Origin of the sequence: Pedobacter suwonensis, from assembly GCF_007833675.1 — a bacterium.
Lineage (GTDB): Bacteria > Bacteroidota > Bacteroidia > Sphingobacteriales > Sphingobacteriaceae > Pedobacter > Pedobacter suwonensis.
On the sequence record NZ_CP031708.1, the window covers coordinates 3536999 to 3555542 of the forward strand.

Here is an 18544-nt window from a genome sequence, read left to right on the forward strand (position 1 = left end):
AGTTATCGTCATTCCCAACTCAAAGCTTATAGATTCCCACCTGCGTGGCAATGGCGGCTGTAATAAAAAAAACTCCTTCGAATAGATCGAAGGAGTTTTTCATTTTCATATTTAAATTACTTAAGCCTGAGCATCACGTAATCTTTTGATTTCATCGTGCGACACTCTTAAAGCTGCTTTCTGGTCTGAAATTAATTCCCTGATATTTGATGGGATATCGTCTGCCTCTAAAGCCATTTTATATGCATTTTGTGCTGCATCCTCACCAAACTCGCAATTGTTTAAAACTGTTTTGCGGTCATGGCCGGTAAATAGTGCTTTAACGTCCATCCAGGCCCTGTAAATTTTACCAGAATTGGTGGTTCCTGTTTCAATATCTTCACCCAGAGCCGATACTTCTGTTGCCAGCGCCATTTTATATTTTTGGCTTTCGCCTATCATATTTAAAAATAATGTCTTCAAATCGGCATCTTCATCTTTTAATTCCTGACGTGCTTTTTCATAACCTTCAATACGATCGTTATTAATTTGGATCAGATCGTTCAATACCTCTGCTGTTTCTGTTGTCGTTTTCATGTCTTTATTTTTTATAGTTTCGATGTTATAAAATCAACATGAGCAATTAAAAAAGGTTTGTCATTTTTTTAATTGCTTAGAACAGTGAGCGATATTAACTAAAAGAGTAAAAGTTGAACTGTTATTATTTTTTGGAGAAATATTGTGTAAGCTTTTCCTTAACAAAGCGTCTCACCCGTGTAACCATATTGCCTTTTCGCTTAGTTAAGAAGCGTTTGATGGCTTGATATGCAATTGGGTCTTCAGCTATTGTGGTTGGGAATTCAACAATTTGTTTAGGATTGATAATAACGTTATAGATATCATTGATTCCGGAATGTACGCCCGTGCCATCGTGGCCAATGTTGTTCACGAGTGATTGCGACGGGTTAAGTGTTATACCGCCTTTTAAAAAAATCGAGGCATACCACCTTATGGCCCAGCTATTATTTTTGCCTCTTTTAAATTCCTGCATCTGTTTCCAGAAATTCATTTTATGATCAATAGAAAATGCAGCGCTCTTCTTTTTATCAAATTGTTTAAGAAGAACATCAATATTCGGTTCGAAATTTTTCCATGCCCTTCCCCAGGTTGCCCAACCCCAACTTGTTGCTGCCCTGTAGAAAAAGGACTGAGGAAGATCATCTGCTTTTAAAGGGTACATATAAGCGCCAATATGCATCACTTTTTCCTCTTCCCGGTAATGGTTTAAGGCATTATTAAAATAGGCCAGGGTATGTGGAGAAGTAATGAGATCATCTTCAAATACGATTACCTGATCGTACTCTTCAATTAATTGGGTAACTCCTGTAATTACGGCATTGGCTAAGCCTGCATTAATCTTACTCTCAATTACTTTAACAGATTTAAAGCTATCAGCTTTTTTAATGATTTTTCTTACTTCGGCAACTTTTTCTTTATCGGTATCGGTTTTGGCACCATCAGAGAAAATATACAGATGGCTTTCTGCTGCCAGCTCATTTTGCTGCAGAAATTGTAATGTTCGCTCAGTATGTTGCGGACGGTTGTATACGAAAAGTGCGATCGGAGCAAGGTTTTGCATGTTATTTTATTTCTATTAAGCTTACAATAAACTGGCCAGTTATACCTTCAATACGTCATTTCGACTGGAGCACCGCGGAATGGAGAAATCTTTTATAAGGTTTAGCTTCGCTTAGCTTACTGCATCACATCTTGGGTTCACTTTTATACGGTTAACAGACGATAACCCAATGATCGTCATCTTAATAGCTGTCGGATACATAGGGGAACGGCTTGTTCAAATCGTTGAGAAAGCAACATTTCAGGCTAGTGATTCTTGTTTTAAAGATTGCTTCGCCAGATGAAAAAGCCTTCTCGCAATGACGATTTCATGAAGGTTAATTCTACTGTCAATCATATTGATTTTTAAAAAAATACTTTTCTAAAGTACAGCAAACTTAAATAATATGCTTTAACTACTAAAATATATGCAGATCTTGATCTGATTTTTGAGTTAAAACGGTATAAGCATTGGCAAACTGTTCCTGCTTTTTCCTCCCTAACAAATTACCTAAGGTTTTCTTAATCCGGTATTCGAGCTCTATTTTTAGCGTTTTAGTAAACGTTTTGGGTGCTTTTCTATTTACAAACTCATTAAATTTTACGGTTTCAGTAGCTGTCATCGATACCTTATCTGCTAAAATTTCCAGTCCTTCGCTTCGCAGTAAAAACCTGAGCGAAGTTGGAGTGTACATGTTAATGTGCCCATAATCCAGAAAGTGTTTCATGCGTTTGTCTACGTCAAAACGGTAATCTTTGGGTACTTCTACTACAATGTATTTTGCTACGCGTTTTAATTCCCTGATGAGTAACCTTTCGTGTTCTACATGCTCCAGAACGTGCGCAAGAATAACCAGGTCAAATGTATTGTCTTGATAAGGAATTTCGTAACCGTCAAAAGTTTGGGCTTCTTTTAAACTGGAAAGGTTACGGCTTTTTATAAGGTCAACACCGCTTTGGGCAATTTCTAAGGCATAAAGTTCTGGCGCGAAATGCCATTCATTTAAAAAATGTAAAATGCTGCCGTCTCCGGCACCAACCTCCAGTACTTTTTTAGGTTTTAGTCCTTTGCATACGTCGACAATGTTTTGGGCTTTATATTTTGCGCCGAGCATTCTCCATGCTACATCGCTATTGGTATAAAAATTATCGTAGGCTGTTTTTACTTCTTCGCTTAACATGGTCCTGATGGTTTAAATACCTAGGCAATTATCCTGTTTATAAAAAACAGAGGTCGCTTTTTCATAGAAAAGTCCTGGCGAAATGCCGCTAAAGCTGATCTCTTTAAAACCTTTGGCTTTTAATAAGGTGCGGGCTGGCTGATAAACCTCACGCTCACTATCATCCAGAACGAGTACACCATTTGCTGAGAGGGCATCAACGCTATATTTGCAACAGTTTACACGGTCGCGTCCATCAACAATAATAATATCGAATTTTTTGCCAATCAGCGTTGCTTTTTTCGCGTATTCTCCATCTTTCTCCAGCTGGCAGAATATCATTTCAGCATTTCCCGGACTTGTGTTTTTAACTTTATCAAACCAACCTTTATCGTGCTCAACCGAAGTTACAGAGCCTGCTCTTTCAGCATAAAAAATGGTTGAACTGCCAGAGCCATATTCGAAAATATGCTGTGATTTGTTTATCCGTTCTTTAATAAAATCGATAAAAGAATAGGTTACCCAAGGCAAAGCCTTCCCTTTTCCGTCTACAGCTTGTTTTTTATCAAAGGCCGTAAACCAGCCAATGCTGTTCAGGTAGCCCTTGTGTCCGTATGATAATAGTGCCTTAAGCCTGCTTGGCTTTGCAATTAATGTGCTTAATGCTTTAAGAGTACTCAACGTTTAAATATTTTTTGAAATGCGGTGACCAAAAATAGTGATTTTAACATCATTATACCTTGTTGCCGAGTTTTTGGAATTAATAAGATATAAAATGTCGAACAGGCACAGGCTATTAAGGTTGCAATTGATGCACCAATGCCGGCATAACGAGGTATTAGCCAAAAATTTAACAAAATGTTTATGACCGCTCCAAAAGCGGTACGGTAAAAGGAAATCTTTGTATATCCTTCGGCCAATAGATACTGAGAACTGGCACTTCCCAAAAAGACAAATACACCAGACCAGATGTGAATGGGTAACATGTTTTCTGCACCTTCAAAACGTTTATCGTAAATAATACGAATAATAAAGGTTGAGGCAAAGGTAATAACTATTGCAACAGGCAAACTTATTGCGACTAATAAATTATACAGGTTTTGCAGGCGTTTAATGTAGCGGGCATAATCGGTTTTGCGGGCATTTATCAGTGCAGGAAAAACAGAAGTAACAATAGCAACAGGAATAAAATACCAAGCCTCACTAATCCTTGCTACGGCACTATAAATTCCAACAGCACTACTTCCTTCTGTTTTTAACATTACCTGGTCTATTTTCATGTAAATAGATACCATAACAGCCGATAGTATTAAAGGAGCCGATTGCTTTAAAAGTGATTTTGCCCGAGTTTTCTTAAAATGCCAGTTAAATAGATTTAATCCTTTGTTTTGATAAAGTAAAACGAGACCCAGGGCTAAGATAAAACCATCAAAAACCAGTGCCCAGGCAAACCAGATTACTGGCAGATGTAAAAAGACTAGTAAAATTTTTACCAGAGCTGAAATAATTACACAGATATTTTGAATATGTACTACATACTTAGATTGTACCTGTGATTGAAAGTAGGAATCAATTACATTAAATGATTTAAAAAATGCGGCGAATGATAGCAGAGCCACAACATAGGTTAAGGGTTCGCCTGGATTATCTGATAATTTATGAAAAACAAGATATAAGCCGATTGAAACGGGAATCAATAATAGGTTAACACCTAATCTCAGCAATAAAGAAGTTCCTAATATTTCGTCTTTTTTAGCCGGGTCGTTTAAAATTTCTCGAATGATAAATGTATCGAGACCTAAGGCACCAATAGCTGCAGCAATTGCAGTAAATGCATCAGCGAAGCTTAAATCGCCAAAAGAAATTGGCCCCAGGAACCTGGCAACAACAAAGCCGACAATCATGCTTAGTATTTTGCCAAACATCACCCACCCGGTATTCTTTAAATACTTGTTAAATGCTTCTTCGTCAAAACCTTTTATGGTGGGTAATTTCATTAACGCAAAGATGTAAAAAAATGTGCGTTAAGTAAGGTGCTGAAAATTCAAAATATTTTATGGTCGGTAGAACTATCCCCTCTTTTGTTTCCAGTGCCTTTGTCTCAGTAGTTTTTGGTATCAGTCGTAGGGATAACAACCTAACCACTTCTTTTTGTTGCAACCATTACGGGTAAAATGTATTGCAGGCATTGGAGGGTAAAAAACTTATTTATGGTCACAGATTTTAGGATTAACCAGGTATTAATTTAGGCCTGAAAGCTCTTTTCTATTCTTTCTAACTGTTTTAAATGATGCTTTAAATGTATTTCTATAAACCTAAGCCATTGTTTAGCGTTTAAATACCCTAATCTTGGGTGTTTTGTTTTGCTGGTGGATTTTGAATGTGCAAGCAAATGGTAATTATCGTCCAAAGCTTTTTCAAATTCTAAAATAAAATCGAGTGCTTCTGTTTTACTGATTTTTTTTACCCGCTCTTCCAGCCGTTTAGGCACTTTATACTTTTGTGCCGGAGGTAATGCACCCAATAATAATATCAGCTTTACTATAAAATGAGTGGGTTTGCTTTCTCCTTTGCCGTTTGCCGCATTTTCCAGGGCGATTAGCGAAAGCAGGCTCGAATCAAAGATGTGGGAATATACTTCGCTATAACTCCACCCGGAAATTGGTGGAATAGTCTGGAAAATATTTTCAGGGTAATGCGATAATTTCGATTTATAGGCATCGACCACCCGATGGATCGATGCCTTAACTTTTGCAGCCGTCATTTAATAAAGGTAAGCCGAATTACGGTTTCTCCAAATACTTTAAAAATTCATCTTTATAATAAGGAAATTCAAATATCTCGGCAATCGTAAAATAATTTTGCGGATCTACAACGGTTTGATAGAGGCTTTTAGCAATTTTTAACCGTTCTTCATCAAATGTGAATGTTTTAAGAATAAGTCTGCTCTGACTGCTGGAAAACGAGGCATTTTTACTGATCGCATTGATCAATCTTACCTTTTCGCTGTCAAAATTGGATTTTTTATAACTGGTATAAAATTCCTGAAAAGCCTCCGGAGATAATAAACGGTAGTACGGATCAGGTTGTGGCGGCATTGCCGGAACAATGCCTGTATTAAAAGCTCCGGTGTAACCATCAAAATCATCAAGTACGTACTGCCTGTTTCGAAAGATATTCAGCTGTTTCAGCGTAATTGAACTTCTATTATCCAGGCTTAAAACAAGTCTTTGTTCCGGGGTCACGCTAATCTGCTGTTTTAAGATTACCGTATCGCCCTGAATAATAGATAGTATGGGTGCAGAATTATAGACATCGTAAAAACGGAACCTGCCGGTAGCAGACGAAACGAGTTCTTCGTCCAGATATACGGTGTACCTGCCCGGATTAACGATTTCCAGGAAAACTTCGGCTGATCTGCGGTTGTTTTGAGCGAAACTTAGGGTAGCAAAAAGCATTGCCACTCCTAAAAAGATGGTTTTTTTCATTTTAATTAAGGTTTCATTTGTGTGTGTTTTGAATTAATGCGAAACAAATGCCAAAACCAAAACAAAAAAGGAACAGGATTCAAAAAAGTGTTAATAACTCTTCCAAATGAACAATTTGCTGTTTTACATCTTCAGGTTTTTCTTTTTGCAAAGGATTAAAAAAGATGGCTTCCATGCCAAAGTTGAGCGCACCGTAAATATCGGCTTCAAGGCTATCACCTATCATGATGCTTTCTGCCTTGATCGCTTGCGCTTTATCCAAGGCATATTCAAAAATGATGGGATTTGGTTTGTTTACACCTACATCTTCTGAAATAATCACATTTTCGAAATATGGATTAAGATTTGAAAGGTTCATTTTGGTTAAGGTTGTTTCCTTAAAACCATTTGAAATAATATGAAGAGTGTATTTTTGCTTTAGATAACTTAAAACATTTTCTGCATCTTCAAATAAATTGGTTTTGGTAGGTGAAATACTGACGTAATCATCTTCAAACTGATGCGGCACTGCGTCAGGATGGATACCCAGTTGAATAAAAGTTTTGCTAAAGCGTTCTGACCTTAAAAAATCCTTGGTGATTTTACCGAGATGATAATCAGCCCACAACTGATGGTTGTTTTGGGTGTAAGTACTGATGAAATCGGTACAGGATTTAAGTCCAAGTGTGTCTAACTGATAAGTATGATAAAGTTCATTTAGTGTTTCTTCTGCATTGCGGTCAAAGTCCCAAATAGTATGGTCGAGGTCGAAGAAGATGTGTTTTTTCATTTATGATGTTTTTACAAAGGTAACTTAATGATCTCTGATTTACAGATAAACCTAAGTTTGATTATTTATTGCCGTTTTTCATTTTTCTCCTATTGTGATGCAGCAGCCTTTGTTGCCAAATCCGATTGAAGCGAACACGAAGTGCAACGGAGTAGAACGAAAAGCGGGGCTATCCACCGCTAAGGATTACTGCATGCTTATTTCCAAATCCTATTTCGGTTCGGTGAGAGACCAGCTCATAGTATAATATTCTTACTGAAAGGAGCGCAGGTTTAGTACAAAACACTGAGTTTCCTCCCGTCTTCCGCTTGTACGCTTCGCTGCCTCGTACCTCGTTGCTGCAGGGTACCGCTGCAACCGGGGCTAGATGGCTACACCTGCATTTCATTTTCGGGGTTTTGGGTGCAGCAGCCTTTGTGGCTAAACCCGATTGCAGCGAACACGAAGTGAAACGGAGTAAAGCGAAAAGCGGGGCTATCCACCGCCAAGGATTACTGCATGCTCATTTCCAAAGCCTATTTCGGTCGGTGCGGCACCAGCCCATAGTAAAATATTCTTATTGAAAGGAGCGCAGAGCCAGTATTTCACATTAAATTTCCTCCCGTCTTCCGTTTGTACGTTTCGCTGCCTCGTGCCTCGTTGCTGCAGGGTCCCGCTGCAACCGGGGCTAGATGGCTACATCTGCATTTCATTTTCGGGGTTTTGGGTGCAGCAGCCTTTGTTGCTAAACCCGGATTGAAGCGAACACGAAGTGAAACGGAGTAAAGCAAAAAGCGGGGCTATCCACCGCCAGGGATTACTGCATGCTCATTTCCAAACCTATTTCGACCGGTTCGACACCAACCGATAGTATGATCATCCACGTTCGGCTAAATAATGGGCAACTTTTGAATCAATTTCTTCTATAAGCGCCTCATCCATATACTGATAATCATCTGGAATATCCAAAGTGATTATTTCTTTTTCATAAACTTCCTCAGGGAAACGTTCCGTAATTCTTTGTTTGTGTTTTTTCTCCATCACAAAAATCAGATCAGCCCAGATAATCAGTTTTGCATTGATTTTAATTCTTGCTGATGGTTCCGTTCCGGCTGATTTTACCTGATGCTCGGGGTGATTTTTATACATGGTCTCGGCAGTTGCACTACGCCATTTGTTTCTGCTGCAAACAAAGAGGATATTCATTTATATTGAACGTTACAGACTCCGGACTAAAGACTCTAGACTGAGGACTAACCTAAACTTTCTCTCCATAAGCTAAATCGCCCGCATCGCCAAGTCCTGGCACAATGTAAGATTTACTGGTCATTTCCTGGTCTATTGCGCCAAGCCAAAGTTTTGCTTTAGGCAGGTTGGCACGTACGTGGGCAACACCTTCGGCGCTCGCTATTGCAGCAACAATATGAAGCTCGGCAATTTTATAGCGATTAATCAGCTCTTTACAGCACATCACCATGCTTTGTCCCGTTGCCAGCATCGGATCGGCCATAATCAATACTTTTCCATCCAGATCCGGAGTAGAAATATAATCCATTTGAATGATAAAATCTTCTCCTTGATCCATTTTACGATAAGCAGAGATAAAACAGCATTCGGCTTTGTCGAAGATGTTGAGCAGTCCCTGCTGAAGCGGAAGTCCGGCCCTGAGTATAGTAGCCAGGACGGGCTGCTCGTCCAAAACACCACAAGTTGATACACCTAAGGGAGTTACGATATCCTGGTCGGTATATTTCAATGATTTGCTGATCTCGTAGGCGAAAAATTCGCCAAGCCGCTCCATGTTTTTGCGAAAACGCATCGAATCTTTCTGGATGTGCTCGTCACGAAGTTCTGCAATGAAAGTATTGGCAATAGATTTTGTCTTGCTGATATCGAAAATCATGGTATTACGTAAATATTATAGATTTGCGGCAAATTGTTTAATCACTAAATGTAGCAATTCCCGGCTAAATAATGTTTCATTAAAGTCAATTCCCCGCATAATGGAGCATTTCTTCGAAAAGTAATTTCAACTTCCTGTATTTGGGATGATCCGATAAGCTTTTCAAGTTCCAGCTACTGTAAAAAGTTCCATTTACCACTTTAACCGCATCAATATATTGGTGCATTTCTTTTACTGCTGCCGGTCGGGTTAGAAATTGCAGGATATGATCTGTTAAGCAGTATGAATTGACTACCAGTGGTGTTACTTTCTCCAACTGAAGGTCATACCAGTTAAATGGTGTACATGTTCCTGCCCTGAACCCCATCACATGATCGTAACCCATAGAATAATCAGAAGTGATGCCGGAGTTAAGGAGATTTAAATAGCATATTGGGAATTTTAAGGCATCCAGCTGCTGGCTGCTTAGCTTGATGAGGTTTGGATTTATCTTTTTTAGCTTCACCAAACCTTCTTTAATTTCAGTCATTTTCTGCTTGTCGCTGGCGCAGGGCCTCAACAAACCAAGCGATTGGTTGTTCAAGGTTTTAGAAATATCATTTGTTCTGATGTAATCGATTGGAACATCAGGGAAATCGACGAAATAAAGGGGACTATTTTTTTTTGAAGCAAACATCTCGTTTACCTGCTCAAGTACTTGTTCGTTGTTGATTCCGATTCCTGTTAACCTGTCAAATTTAGCATTCAGGTAATTATTTTCCTTTTTAAAAAGCGCACTGAAAACAAATTTGGTCCTGTTCAGGAAACCGTCAGGCAAATGGGTTAACATACTAAAATGGATGGTGGGCCAGTGCTCAAATTTCTTTTCCTGAAATTTAAAGTCCGGATGCTTTTTCCTGATGATACTTTTAATCATTAATGCCCACTCATCGATAATCGGCTTATCCAACACCCGCCATTTGTGCTGGTAACTTTTTGATGCCTTAAAGGCATCTTCCGTATTTCGATAATGAAGGTATTCTTCGTACCGGCTGATTATAAAAAAGGAAGCAGCAAAAACATCGAATGGTAATGCAGACCGATCGACAGGAAAGGGTACCTGATATTCACCAAATGATAAGGTTTTAGGTTTAATATCCTCTAATTTGTTGGAGAAAAGCAAAGGTGTGCTTTTAAAGAAAAGTTCTTCACCCAAAGGCTCATCGCCATAACTGATTTTGATGTGAGTACTTTGCAAAAAATATTGGCTGTTGCCTGTAAATTCTATTTCTGCTTTAAGAACATCTTTAAAAATGAAATTGAAGATATATTTAATTCTGGGCGTTAATATGTTGGAAAAGATGATCAGATGCATAACTTTATTTTAACAACGCGGTATTTAAAAAAAGAGTACAAGAAATATATCTTAGCCTGATATTAACCTAAAAATATTGACCATTAAAAATTAACGGTAATTTAACACCGGAACACTATCTAATACAAAAACTACAGTTAAAAGTTTGCCGTGAATTTCTTTTCAGGATAAAGGATTTTGGTGCTTTTACGGTTATTACCCTTTACTATATGGACTATACTCATCTGATCATCGAACATATCGTATAAAATACTGTCATTAACTTCAACAGATTTTAACGTAGGCACTTTTTCAACTTCCAGGTAAATATTGGTAGCTTCATGATCGATCTCAAATCCGATATAATTCATGGCAACGGCCTTGCTATTGGCCTTGAGCTGTAAATGAGCAAGCAGGTATCTTTTTACCAGCACATCCATGGCACTTTTCATATTCGGATTACTCAGATCGGTTTTTTGTTTGTATAATCTGGCTAGAATGGCCTCGAAATCGTCAGAAAAGATCCTGCAGCTTACTTCTAAGGTCTTATCCTTTGCATTAAAGTTAACTTCAGTTGTGCTTACGTGCAAGGGATGTTTCGTGCCCGCTTTAACAGAAAAAAAAGCACAGCACAAAAACAGCAGGATATATTTTAATTTATGCATCGGTTTTTTTAAGAAGTACAAAGTTAGGGCTTAAAATTAAGGAAGATAATAGATTTAAATAGCTAAGACCGTAACAAATTTAGTATTTACGCTTTTGTTTGACGGATATTTGGGGTTTTATCATTAAAAAATCTAATTTTAACTGTTGTAAACTATTTTAGTTCCAATAGTTAGCTTATTATTCATGCCCTTACAAGATTTTATTTTTTATTTTAAATTGGGTTGGGCGCACATTATCAGTGCCGATGCTTTAGATCACCAGCTATTTATTTTAGCCCTGGTGGCTATTTATAGTTATGTTAATTTAAAACAGGTGCTGATATTGGTTACGGCCTTTACCATCGGCCATTCATTCACCTTACTTTTAAGCGTTTTGGATGTCATCAGGTTTGATAGTAAATGGGTAGAATTCCTGATTCCCTGTACCATCGTCATTACGGCCATCAGCAACCTGTTCAGGAAAAATTTCTCTTTGAAATCAATCAAGATCAATTACTTTTTGGCATTGGGTTTCGGGCTTATCCATGGAATGGGTTTTGCAAATTCCATCCGAATCATGCTGGCCAAAGATCAGCAAATTGGCTGGGGCCTGTTTGGTTTTAACTTAGGTTTAGAGGCCGGGCAGGTTTTTATGGTGATTATTATTCTTTTAATTACCTTTTTAATTTTTAATTATACCCGCATAAAACGAATGAGTTGGGTTTTATTTATATCAGCAGCCGTATTTAGCCTGGCTTTAAAAATGGCTTTAGAGCGAATTCCTTTTTAATGAAATATAACAATGAATAAACTATTTACTTTAACCGGCCTGCTTATCTTCTCCGGAGGTTTGGCTATGGCGCAAAATATTCAGAATAACCCTGGCAGCAACCATGGGAATAAGTTTGAGCAGCTGGGTACTATTTTACCTACCCCTAACGAACAGCGTACAGCCAGCGGGGCACCCGGTGTTAAATATTGGCAGCAGCGCGCCGATTATAATATCAAATGTGAGCTGGACGAAAAAAACCTGCTGTTAACAGGAACTGAAACCATCACCTACACCAACAATTCTCCTGACCCTTTAACTTATATCTGGCTGCAGCTTGATGAAAATGAGCATAGCACAGATAGAAATGCAAACTATCAGGATGCGACAAAGATGCCTGCAATAGGCACCACTAAAATGTTAGACCAGTTAAGTACAACCGGTAACAATGGCTATGGTATCAATATTACGAAATTAACCGATGCGGCCGGTAAAAACTTACCTTACACCGTTAACAAAACGATGATGAGGGTTGATTTGCCGGTAGCATTGAGAACCGGGCAGAAATTTATCTTCAACATCAACTGGAATTATAAAATTTCTGACCGGATGAGTGTAGGTGGACGAGGTGGTTATGAATTTTTCCCGGGAGATGGAAACTACCTGTTTACCATGACCCAGTGGTACCCACGTTTATGCGTATACAGCGATTTTCAGGGATGGCAAAACCACCAGTTTACTGGTCGGGGCGAATTTGCCTTAACCTTTGGCGATTTTAAAGTACAAATGACTGTTCCGGCAGATCACCTTGTGGGTTCAACGGGAGAGTGTATTAATTATAGCGCCGTTTTAAGCCCAACACAGTTGAGCCGATATAATGCAGCAAAAACGGCTGCCGCGCCTGTTGAAATCCAGACCCTGGCCGAAGCTAAACTGGCAGAAACCAAAAAATCTACGGCTAAAAAAACCTGGGTTTTTAACGCTAATAATGTCCGTGATTTTGCGTGGACATCTTCCCGCAAATTTATCTGGGATGCCATGCCTCAAAAAATTCAGGCCAATAACAATACCGTAATGTGCATGAGTTTTTATGGAAAAGAAGCTTATAACCTATACAGTAAATTTTCTACACGTGCAGTAGCGCACACCATTAAAACCTATTCAGATTTCACCATTCCATACCCTTATCCGGTGGCGCAAAGTATCGAGGCAGCAAATGGAATGGAATATCCGATGATCTGTTTTAATTATGGCCGTACCGATGCAGACGGAACATATAGCGAAAGCACTAAAAATGGCATGTTAGGGGTTATTATTCATGAAGTTGGGCACAACTTTTTCCCGATGATTGTAAATAGCGACGAGCGCCAATGGACCTGGATGGATGAAGGTTTGAATTCTTTTGTGGAGTATTTAACCGAAGAGCTTTGGGATAATAAATTTCCAAGTAAAAAAGGACCGGCCTATACCATTGTTGATTACATGAAATTGCCTAAAGATGAGTTGGAGCCCATTATGACCAACTCTGAAAATATTGCGCGTTTTGGTCCAAATGCCTATTCAAAACCAGCTACAGGATTAAATATTCTGCGCGAAACCATTATGGGCAGAGAACTTTTTGATTATGCATTTAAGGAATACTCAAGAAGATGGGCATTTAAACATCCCCAGCCTGCTGATCTTTTCCGTACCATGGAAGATGCCAGTGGCGAAGATTTAGATTGGTTTTGGAGGGGATGGTTTTACGGAACCGATCCATGTGATATATCTTTAGACAGCGTGAAATTTGCAAAAGCCGATTTTCCTAAAGAAGTTCCTGCTGCCAGATCGAGAATGGTTAAAATTGACAGGCCTGCCGTAAATGCTTTTGAGGATATTTCTAAAATCAGAAATCGCGAAGACAAAAAAATCAGCTTCTATGTAGATAAAAACACAGCGGCTCAGGATTTTTATTATAAATACGATAGAGGATTGGTTACTGTTGATACAACTGTTGCCACGAAAATGGATATGACACCGCCTATAGAAGCGGTTGCAGAAGCTGATCAAAGTAAATATGCCAACCAGTTTTTATACGAACTGAGTTTTAGCAATAAAGGTGGTTTGGTGATGCCTATTATTGTAGAGTTTACCTATAAAGATGGAACAAAAGAAATAGACCGTATCCCTGCGCAGATCTGGAGACACAATGAACTTAAGACTTCTAAATTCTATGTGAAAAACAAAGAAGTGGCTTCAATTTTAATTGATCCGTTACGCGAAACCGCTGATATTGATACATCTAACAATACGTGGGGCGGTAAAGCCAAAGAAAGTAAATTTAAAGTATATAAAGCAAAAGCTGGTGGGGCTGTAAGAGGCCAGTCAGTTGGCAAAAACCCAATGCAGGCTGCTGCTGGGAAATAATGTATCATTATTTCTCCGATCGTCATTCCCGACTTGATTGGGAATCTTAAAGCTTTAGGATGAAGAAACTCTTTTGAAACTCCTCGTTGAACAAAATTCAACGGGGAGTTTTTATTTTCAACCTGGTAAATCGAAAATTAAACTTTTGATTTACTAGGTTGGAATAAGTTTAGATATTATGAATGGCATATTGAATTTTGAGGTTCCCTTAAATATCAATTTTCAACTTTCCTGACTTTCGTCTGTTACCTTTTAATGTTAAGTCTTATAATTTCCTCGATTTATCTTTAATAAACGGAGGAAAGAACACAATAATGATTTTAACATCAATTTTTATTAAGTTTGATATACTCATGAAATTTAAAATCACTTCAGAATATAAACCTACCGGAGATCAGCCAAATGCGATAAAACAACTGGTAGATGGTGTAAATGCTAATGAACACTACCAAACCCTATTGGGTGTAACCGGATCAGGAAAAACGTTCACGATAGCCAATGTAATTGAGCAGACCCAAAAGCCTACTTTAATTTTAAGTCATAATAAAACCCTGGCTGCACAACTCTATGGGGAGTTCAAGAATTTCTTTCCGGAAAATTCGGTGAATTACTTTGTTTCTTATTATGATTATTACCAGCCGGAAGCCTTTATTGCTTCGAGCAATACGTATATCGAAAAAGACCTGAGCATTAATGAGGAGATTGAGAAACTGCGTTTACGCACCACCTCATCATTAATGAGTGGCCGCCGTGATATTATTGTAGTATCATCCATATCCTGTATTTATGGTATGGGGAATCCCGAAGATTTTTCCCGGATGGTTTTTCGCTTTGGTGTAGGGCTTCGGATTTCGCGAAATGCATTTTTGCATAGTTTGGTAGAAATTTTATATTCCAGGACAACTACAGACTTTAAACGCGGAACATTTAGGGTTAAAGGGGATACTGTTGATGTTTATCCGGCATATCTGGATCATGCTTACCGCATTTCTTTTTTCGGCGATGATATCGAAGAACTTTCAGCAATTGATCCCGTTTCAGGTAAAACCCTCGAAAAACTGGAAGATATGGCCATCTATCCGGCCAACCTTTTCGTTACGCCAAAAGACCGGTTCAATCAATCCATTTGGGGTATACAGGAAGAATTGGAGATCCGAAAAAACCAATTGATTGCCGATAGGCACCTACTGGAAGCAAAGAGATTGGAGGAACGGACCAATTTCGATATCGAAATGATGAAAGAACTGGGTTATTGCTCTGGTATTGAAAATTATTCCCGGTTCTTTGATGGAAGACAGCCTGGGATGCGCCCTTTCTGTTTGCTGGATTATTTTCCTGATGATTATTTAATGGTCATTGATGAAAGCCACGTAACTGTTCCGCAGATCAGGGCCATGTACGGCGGAGACCGGTCAAGGAAATTATCTTTGGTTGAATATGGGTTCCGTTTGCCGGCCGCATTGGATAACCGGCCTTTAAATTTCAACGAATTCGAAGCCCTTGCGCCACAAACCATTTATGTGAGTGCTACCCCTGCCGAATACGAGCTGGAAAAATCAGAAGGGGTGGTAGTAGAGCAGGTCATCAGACCTACCGGATTACTAGATCCTGTTATAGAGGTGAGGCCTGCCATTAACCAGGTTGATGATCTTTTGGATGAAATAGACCTTACGATAAAAGATGGCGGCCGTGTGCTGGTTACTACGCTAACCAAACGTATGGCTGAAGAGTTAACGAAATATCTTGATCGCTTAAATATCAAAACCAGGTATATCCATTCCGAAATTAAAACTTTGGAAAGGGTAGAGATTCTGCGTGGTTTACGCCTGGGCGAATTTGATGTTTTAGTGGGTATTAACCTGTTAAGGGAAGGTTTAGATTTACCAGAAGTTACCCTGGTAGCGATTTTAGATGCGGATAAAGAAGGGTTTTTAAGATCAGAAAAATCGCTTATTCAAACCATTGGCCGTGCCGCACGTAATGATCGTGGCCGGGTAATAATGTATGCAGATGGTATTACAGAAAGTATGGAAAAAACCATTTCAGAAACGAACAGGCGCAGGGACATACAGATTGCCTATAATCTTGAAAATGGCATTGTACCCAAAACGGTCGGCAAATCGAGAGAAGCAATTTTAGAACAGACCTCAGTGCTCGATTTCTCGCAAAAAGCAAGCGATAATAAAGCAAAAGCCTATGTGGAAAATGCTGAAATCAGTATTGCGGCAGATCCAATTGTACAGTATATGGGTAAGGCCGAACTCCAGAGGGCAATTGATAACACCCGTAAGGATATGCAGAAAGCCGCAAAAGATATGGACTTTTTACAAGCTGCGAAGCTACGCGATGAAATGTTTGCGCTGGAAAAGATGTTTAACGAAAAATTCAGCAAGTAACGATTTGGTTTTAAAGATTGATTTTTAGATAATTTGAGTTAGAATTGCTTTCAATAAAATTATCTAAAAAATCATCAAATGAGATTTCTAAAGTGGGTAGTGCTAATCTTAATGGGCGTTCCGGGGCTTAAAAGTCATGCCCAAAATGCTGCGGCAATTTATCTTCATCTTGGGGGCAATGCTTACAGTTCTCTACATGAAGATGCTGAAAAAAGCTTGTCTGACCGTGGAATTGTTAACTGGTCTAACCCAGGTGAATATTTTACAGCCTATCTAAGGGTTTCAAAGCCAGGTACGCTGTTCATTTCTCTTAAAGATAAACCTGTGGTTGAAGGGCAATCTACTTTAGAATTTTCTATTAACAATCAATCCAAAAAAGTAAGTTTTGATGAAGCCAAACCTTTTGATGGTAAAATTGGCGACTGGATAATCAAAGATACCGGTTACGTTGCCATCACCATAAAAGGGATAAACAAAAGTGGCACTCAATTTCCTTTCATCCAAACGTTAAGCATTAGCGGAACGGCAGTAGAGGGAAAAACTGCTTACGTAAAAAACAATGAAGGCAGTTTCTTTTACTGGGGCCGGCGCGGACCATCGGTTCATTTAAATTATCAACAGCCTGAAAATATAAATGCAGAATGGTACTATAACGAAGTAACCGTGCCAAAAGGAGAAGATAAGTTAGGTTCCTATTTTATGGCTTGTGGTTTTGGTGAAGGTTATTTTGGTATGCAGGTGAACAGCCCGACGGAAAGACATATCTTATTTTCGGTATGGAGTCCTTTCCATACAGATGATCCTAAAAGCATTCCCGAAGCGCATAAGATAAAAATGCTAAAGAAAGGCGAAGGTGTATACACAGGAGAATTTGGGAACGAAGGCGCCGGGGGCCAGAGCTACCTGAATTATATATGGAAAGCAGGAAAAACCTATAAGTTTTTGCTGCATGGCGCGCCCGGAAAAGATAGCTTAACCACATACACTGCTTATTTCTTTATTCCCGAAACCAATAAATGGCAGTTGATAGCCAGCTTTTCTAGGCCGAAGACTAATACTTATTTAAAACATTTCCATTCCTTTTTAGAAAACTTCTCACCAGTGCAGGGAGATTTATCACGAAAAGTTTTGTTTGATAACCAATGGATCTGCGATGATAAAGGAACATGGACTGAATTAAAGGTTGCGCGCTTCACTACCGATAATACCGGAGCAAAAGGCTATCGGATGGACTATCAGGGAGGGATCAATAATGGTGCTTTCTATTTAAAAAATGGAGGTTTTTTTAATGATTATACCATGCCGGGAAAAATCTTTAGCAGAAGCACCAGAGGTAAAAAACCTGAAATTGATTTCAGCAAACTACCCTGACATTCAAAATAATTATGGAAATTTGAAATCTTCATCATCATTTTATTACAGCACATATGGACGGGCAAAACAGAAAAGATATTTATCCGGGTTTGGAAGTCGGAATCATACTGAAGAAAGATCAGCGATCAGGAAACATCACCTATGGCGTGGTGAAAGATCTGCTTACTTCATCCGCATTTCACTCCAGAGGGATAAAGGTTAGGCTCGAAGATGGTCAGGTTGGCCGCGTAGCAGAAATTATAGAAGATTAAAGCAATATTTAAACTTTTATCGCCCTATTTGCGTATTATATTTGTAATCAAATTGCAATTAAAGGCCTAAAAAGTAACAAAATGAAAGTTAGGTCGTCTATATTTGTAACAACAGTAATTTAAAGCATGGCATTAGTAAAATTCATTTTTATTACAATATTGGTACTTTGGCTAATCAGAATGTTGATCAGGCTAATTTTACCTATGCTGTTTAATAACCTGGCCAGCAAAATGCAAAGTCAGGCTACAGGACAGCAGCAACAGCGGCGACAGAAACCTGAAGGTTCTATTTCTATCGACTATATGCCGCCAAAACCCGATCAAAGTAAAACAGATAAACTTGGCGATTTCGTAGACTACGAAGAAGTAAAATAAACTAAACCCCGAACCTGTTTCGGGGTTTTTTGTTGAGGTCATTCCATTGTTAGTTCTCACTGCGCCACCGTCACCCTGATCCGATAGCCATCGAATTTATT

At 38.8% G+C, this 18544-nt stretch carries 18 protein-coding genes; 6 read left to right on the forward strand and 12 right to left on the reverse strand.

Features of this window, described 5'->3' with window-relative positions; all coding sequences use genetic code 11:
* Positions 1-120: 120 nt before the first annotated feature.
* From DV942_RS14595 to DV942_RS14650, 12 genes are all read right to left on the reverse strand, one after another.
* A complete protein-coding gene (locus DV942_RS14595) occupies positions 121-576 on the reverse strand; it encodes a PA2169 family four-helix-bundle protein (RefSeq protein ID WP_090980907.1) in 456 nt (151 codons plus the stop codon).
* A 124-nt stretch (positions 577-700) separates the two neighbouring features.
* Positions 701-1618 (reverse strand): glycosyltransferase, encoded by a 918-nt coding sequence (locus DV942_RS14600; protein ID WP_145858630.1) that lies wholly within the window; start codon positions 1616-1618, stop codon positions 701-703.
* 397 nt (positions 1619-2015) lie between these two features.
* A complete protein-coding gene (locus DV942_RS14605; protein ID WP_145858633.1) occupies positions 2016-2777 on the reverse strand; it encodes a class I SAM-dependent methyltransferase in 762 nt (253 codons plus the stop codon).
* A 12-nt stretch (positions 2778-2789) separates the two neighbouring features.
* Positions 2790-3437, reverse strand: a complete 648-nt coding sequence (locus DV942_RS14610; protein ID WP_090980899.1) for an O-methyltransferase — start codon at positions 3435-3437, stop codon at positions 2790-2792.
* Positions 3434-4753 (reverse strand): flippase, encoded by a 1320-nt coding sequence (locus DV942_RS14615; RefSeq protein ID WP_145858635.1) that lies wholly within the window; start codon positions 4751-4753, stop codon positions 3434-3436. Before DV942_RS14615 ends, DV942_RS14610 begins: the two co-directional genes overlap by 4 nt.
* Before the next feature lie 248 nt (positions 4754-5001).
* Positions 5002-5520, reverse strand: coding sequence for a DUF1569 domain-containing protein (locus DV942_RS14620; protein ID WP_145858639.1), 519 nt, complete (start codon positions 5518-5520; stop codon positions 5002-5004).
* A 19-nt stretch (positions 5521-5539) separates the two neighbouring features.
* Positions 5540-6244, reverse strand: a complete 705-nt coding sequence (locus DV942_RS14625) for a DUF4476 domain-containing protein (protein WP_145858642.1) — start codon at positions 6242-6244, stop codon at positions 5540-5542.
* A 79-nt stretch (positions 6245-6323) separates the two neighbouring features.
* Complete coding sequence (locus DV942_RS14630; protein WP_145858644.1) at positions 6324-7013, reverse strand: YjjG family noncanonical pyrimidine nucleotidase; 690 nt, start codon at positions 7011-7013, stop codon at positions 6324-6326.
* A gap of 855 nt (positions 7014-7868) precedes the next feature.
* Positions 7869-8198: a low molecular weight protein tyrosine phosphatase family protein gene (locus tag DV942_RS14635; protein ID WP_145858647.1), complete on the reverse strand. Its 330-nt coding sequence runs from the start codon at positions 8196-8198 to the stop codon at positions 7869-7871.
* Between the two features lie 52 nt (positions 8199-8250).
* A complete protein-coding gene (gene upp, locus DV942_RS14640) occupies positions 8251-8895 on the reverse strand; it encodes a uracil phosphoribosyltransferase (RefSeq protein WP_145858649.1) in 645 nt (214 codons plus the stop codon).
* Between the two features lie 85 nt (positions 8896-8980).
* On the reverse strand, positions 8981-10249 hold the full coding sequence (locus DV942_RS14645) for a DUF7033 domain-containing protein (RefSeq protein ID WP_145858652.1): 1269 nt from the start codon (positions 10247-10249) through the stop codon (positions 8981-8983).
* 137 nt (positions 10250-10386) lie between these two features.
* A complete protein-coding gene (locus DV942_RS14650; protein WP_145858655.1) occupies positions 10387-10893 on the reverse strand; it encodes a DUF6702 family protein in 507 nt (168 codons plus the stop codon).
* 184 nt (positions 10894-11077) lie between these two features.
* Here DV942_RS14650 and DV942_RS14655 point away from each other — a divergent pair, with 184 nt between their 5' ends.
* From DV942_RS14655 to DV942_RS14680, 6 genes are all read left to right on the forward strand, one after another.
* Positions 11078-11662, forward strand: a complete 585-nt coding sequence (locus tag DV942_RS14655) for a HupE/UreJ family protein (protein ID WP_145858657.1) — start codon at positions 11078-11080, stop codon at positions 11660-11662.
* Positions 11663-11674: 12 nt separating this feature from the next.
* Positions 11675-14047, forward strand: a complete 2373-nt coding sequence (locus DV942_RS14660) for a M1 family metallopeptidase (protein ID WP_145858659.1) — start codon at positions 11675-11677, stop codon at positions 14045-14047.
* 353 nt (positions 14048-14400) lie between these two features.
* Entirely contained in the window at positions 14401-16443 is a 2043-nt protein-coding gene (uvrB, locus tag DV942_RS14665; RefSeq protein ID WP_090981410.1) for an excinuclease ABC subunit UvrB, read from the forward strand.
* 78 nt (positions 16444-16521) lie between these two features.
* A complete protein-coding gene (locus DV942_RS14670; RefSeq protein ID WP_244950702.1) occupies positions 16522-17814 on the forward strand; it encodes a DUF3472 domain-containing protein in 1293 nt (430 codons plus the stop codon).
* Between the two features lie 56 nt (positions 17815-17870).
* A complete protein-coding gene (locus tag DV942_RS14675; protein WP_086548157.1) occupies positions 17871-18068 on the forward strand; it encodes a YwbE family protein in 198 nt (65 codons plus the stop codon).
* 126 nt (positions 18069-18194) lie between these two features.
* A complete protein-coding gene (locus tag DV942_RS14680) occupies positions 18195-18443 on the forward strand; it encodes a DUF4834 family protein (protein ID WP_090980868.1) in 249 nt (82 codons plus the stop codon).
* Positions 18444-18544 lie beyond the last annotated feature (101 nt).

Coding starts and splice junctions, on each gene's coding strand:
- DV942_RS14595 (WP_090980907.1), bottom strand. CDS start 576: ATGAAAACGACAACAGAAACAGCAGAGGTATTGAACGATCTGATCCAA.
- DV942_RS14600 (WP_145858630.1), bottom strand. CDS start 1,618: ATGCAAAACCTTGCTCCGATCGCACTTTTCGTATACAACCGTCCGCAA.
- DV942_RS14605 (WP_145858633.1), bottom strand. CDS start 2,777: ATGTTAAGCGAAGAAGTAAAAACAGCCTACGATAATTTTTATACCAAT.
- DV942_RS14615 (WP_145858635.1), bottom strand. CDS start 4,753: ATGAAATTACCCACCATAAAAGGTTTTGACGAAGAAGCATTTAACAAG.
- DV942_RS14620 (WP_145858639.1), bottom strand. CDS start 5,520: ATGACGGCTGCAAAAGTTAAGGCATCGATCCATCGGGTGGTCGATGCC.
- DV942_RS14625 (WP_145858642.1), bottom strand. CDS start 6,244: ATGAAAAAAACCATCTTTTTAGGAGTGGCAATGCTTTTTGCTACCCTA.
- DV942_RS14630 (WP_145858644.1), bottom strand. CDS start 7,013: ATGAAAAAACACATCTTCTTCGACCTCGACCATACTATTTGGGACTTT.
- DV942_RS14635 (WP_145858647.1), bottom strand. CDS start 8,198: ATGAATATCCTCTTTGTTTGCAGCAGAAACAAATGGCGTAGTGCAACT.
- upp (WP_145858649.1), bottom strand. CDS start 8,895: ATGATTTTCGATATCAGCAAGACAAAATCTATTGCCAATACTTTCATT.
- DV942_RS14645 (WP_145858652.1), bottom strand. CDS start 10,249: ATGCATCTGATCATCTTTTCCAACATATTAACGCCCAGAATTAAATAT.
- DV942_RS14650 (WP_145858655.1), bottom strand. CDS start 10,893: ATGCATAAATTAAAATATATCCTGCTGTTTTTGTGCTGTGCTTTTTTT.
- DV942_RS14655 (WP_145858657.1), top strand. CDS start 11,078: ATGCCCTTACAAGATTTTATTTTTTATTTTAAATTGGGTTGGGCGCAC.
- DV942_RS14660 (WP_145858659.1), top strand. CDS start 11,675: ATGAATAAACTATTTACTTTAACCGGCCTGCTTATCTTCTCCGGAGGT.
- uvrB (WP_090981410.1), top strand. CDS start 14,401: ATGAAATTTAAAATCACTTCAGAATATAAACCTACCGGAGATCAGCCA.
- DV942_RS14670 (WP_244950702.1), top strand. CDS start 16,522: ATGAGATTTCTAAAGTGGGTAGTGCTAATCTTAATGGGCGTTCCGGGG.
- DV942_RS14675 (WP_086548157.1), top strand. CDS start 17,871: ATGGACGGGCAAAACAGAAAAGATATTTATCCGGGTTTGGAAGTCGGA.
- DV942_RS14680 (WP_090980868.1), top strand. CDS start 18,195: ATGGCATTAGTAAAATTCATTTTTATTACAATATTGGTACTTTGGCTA.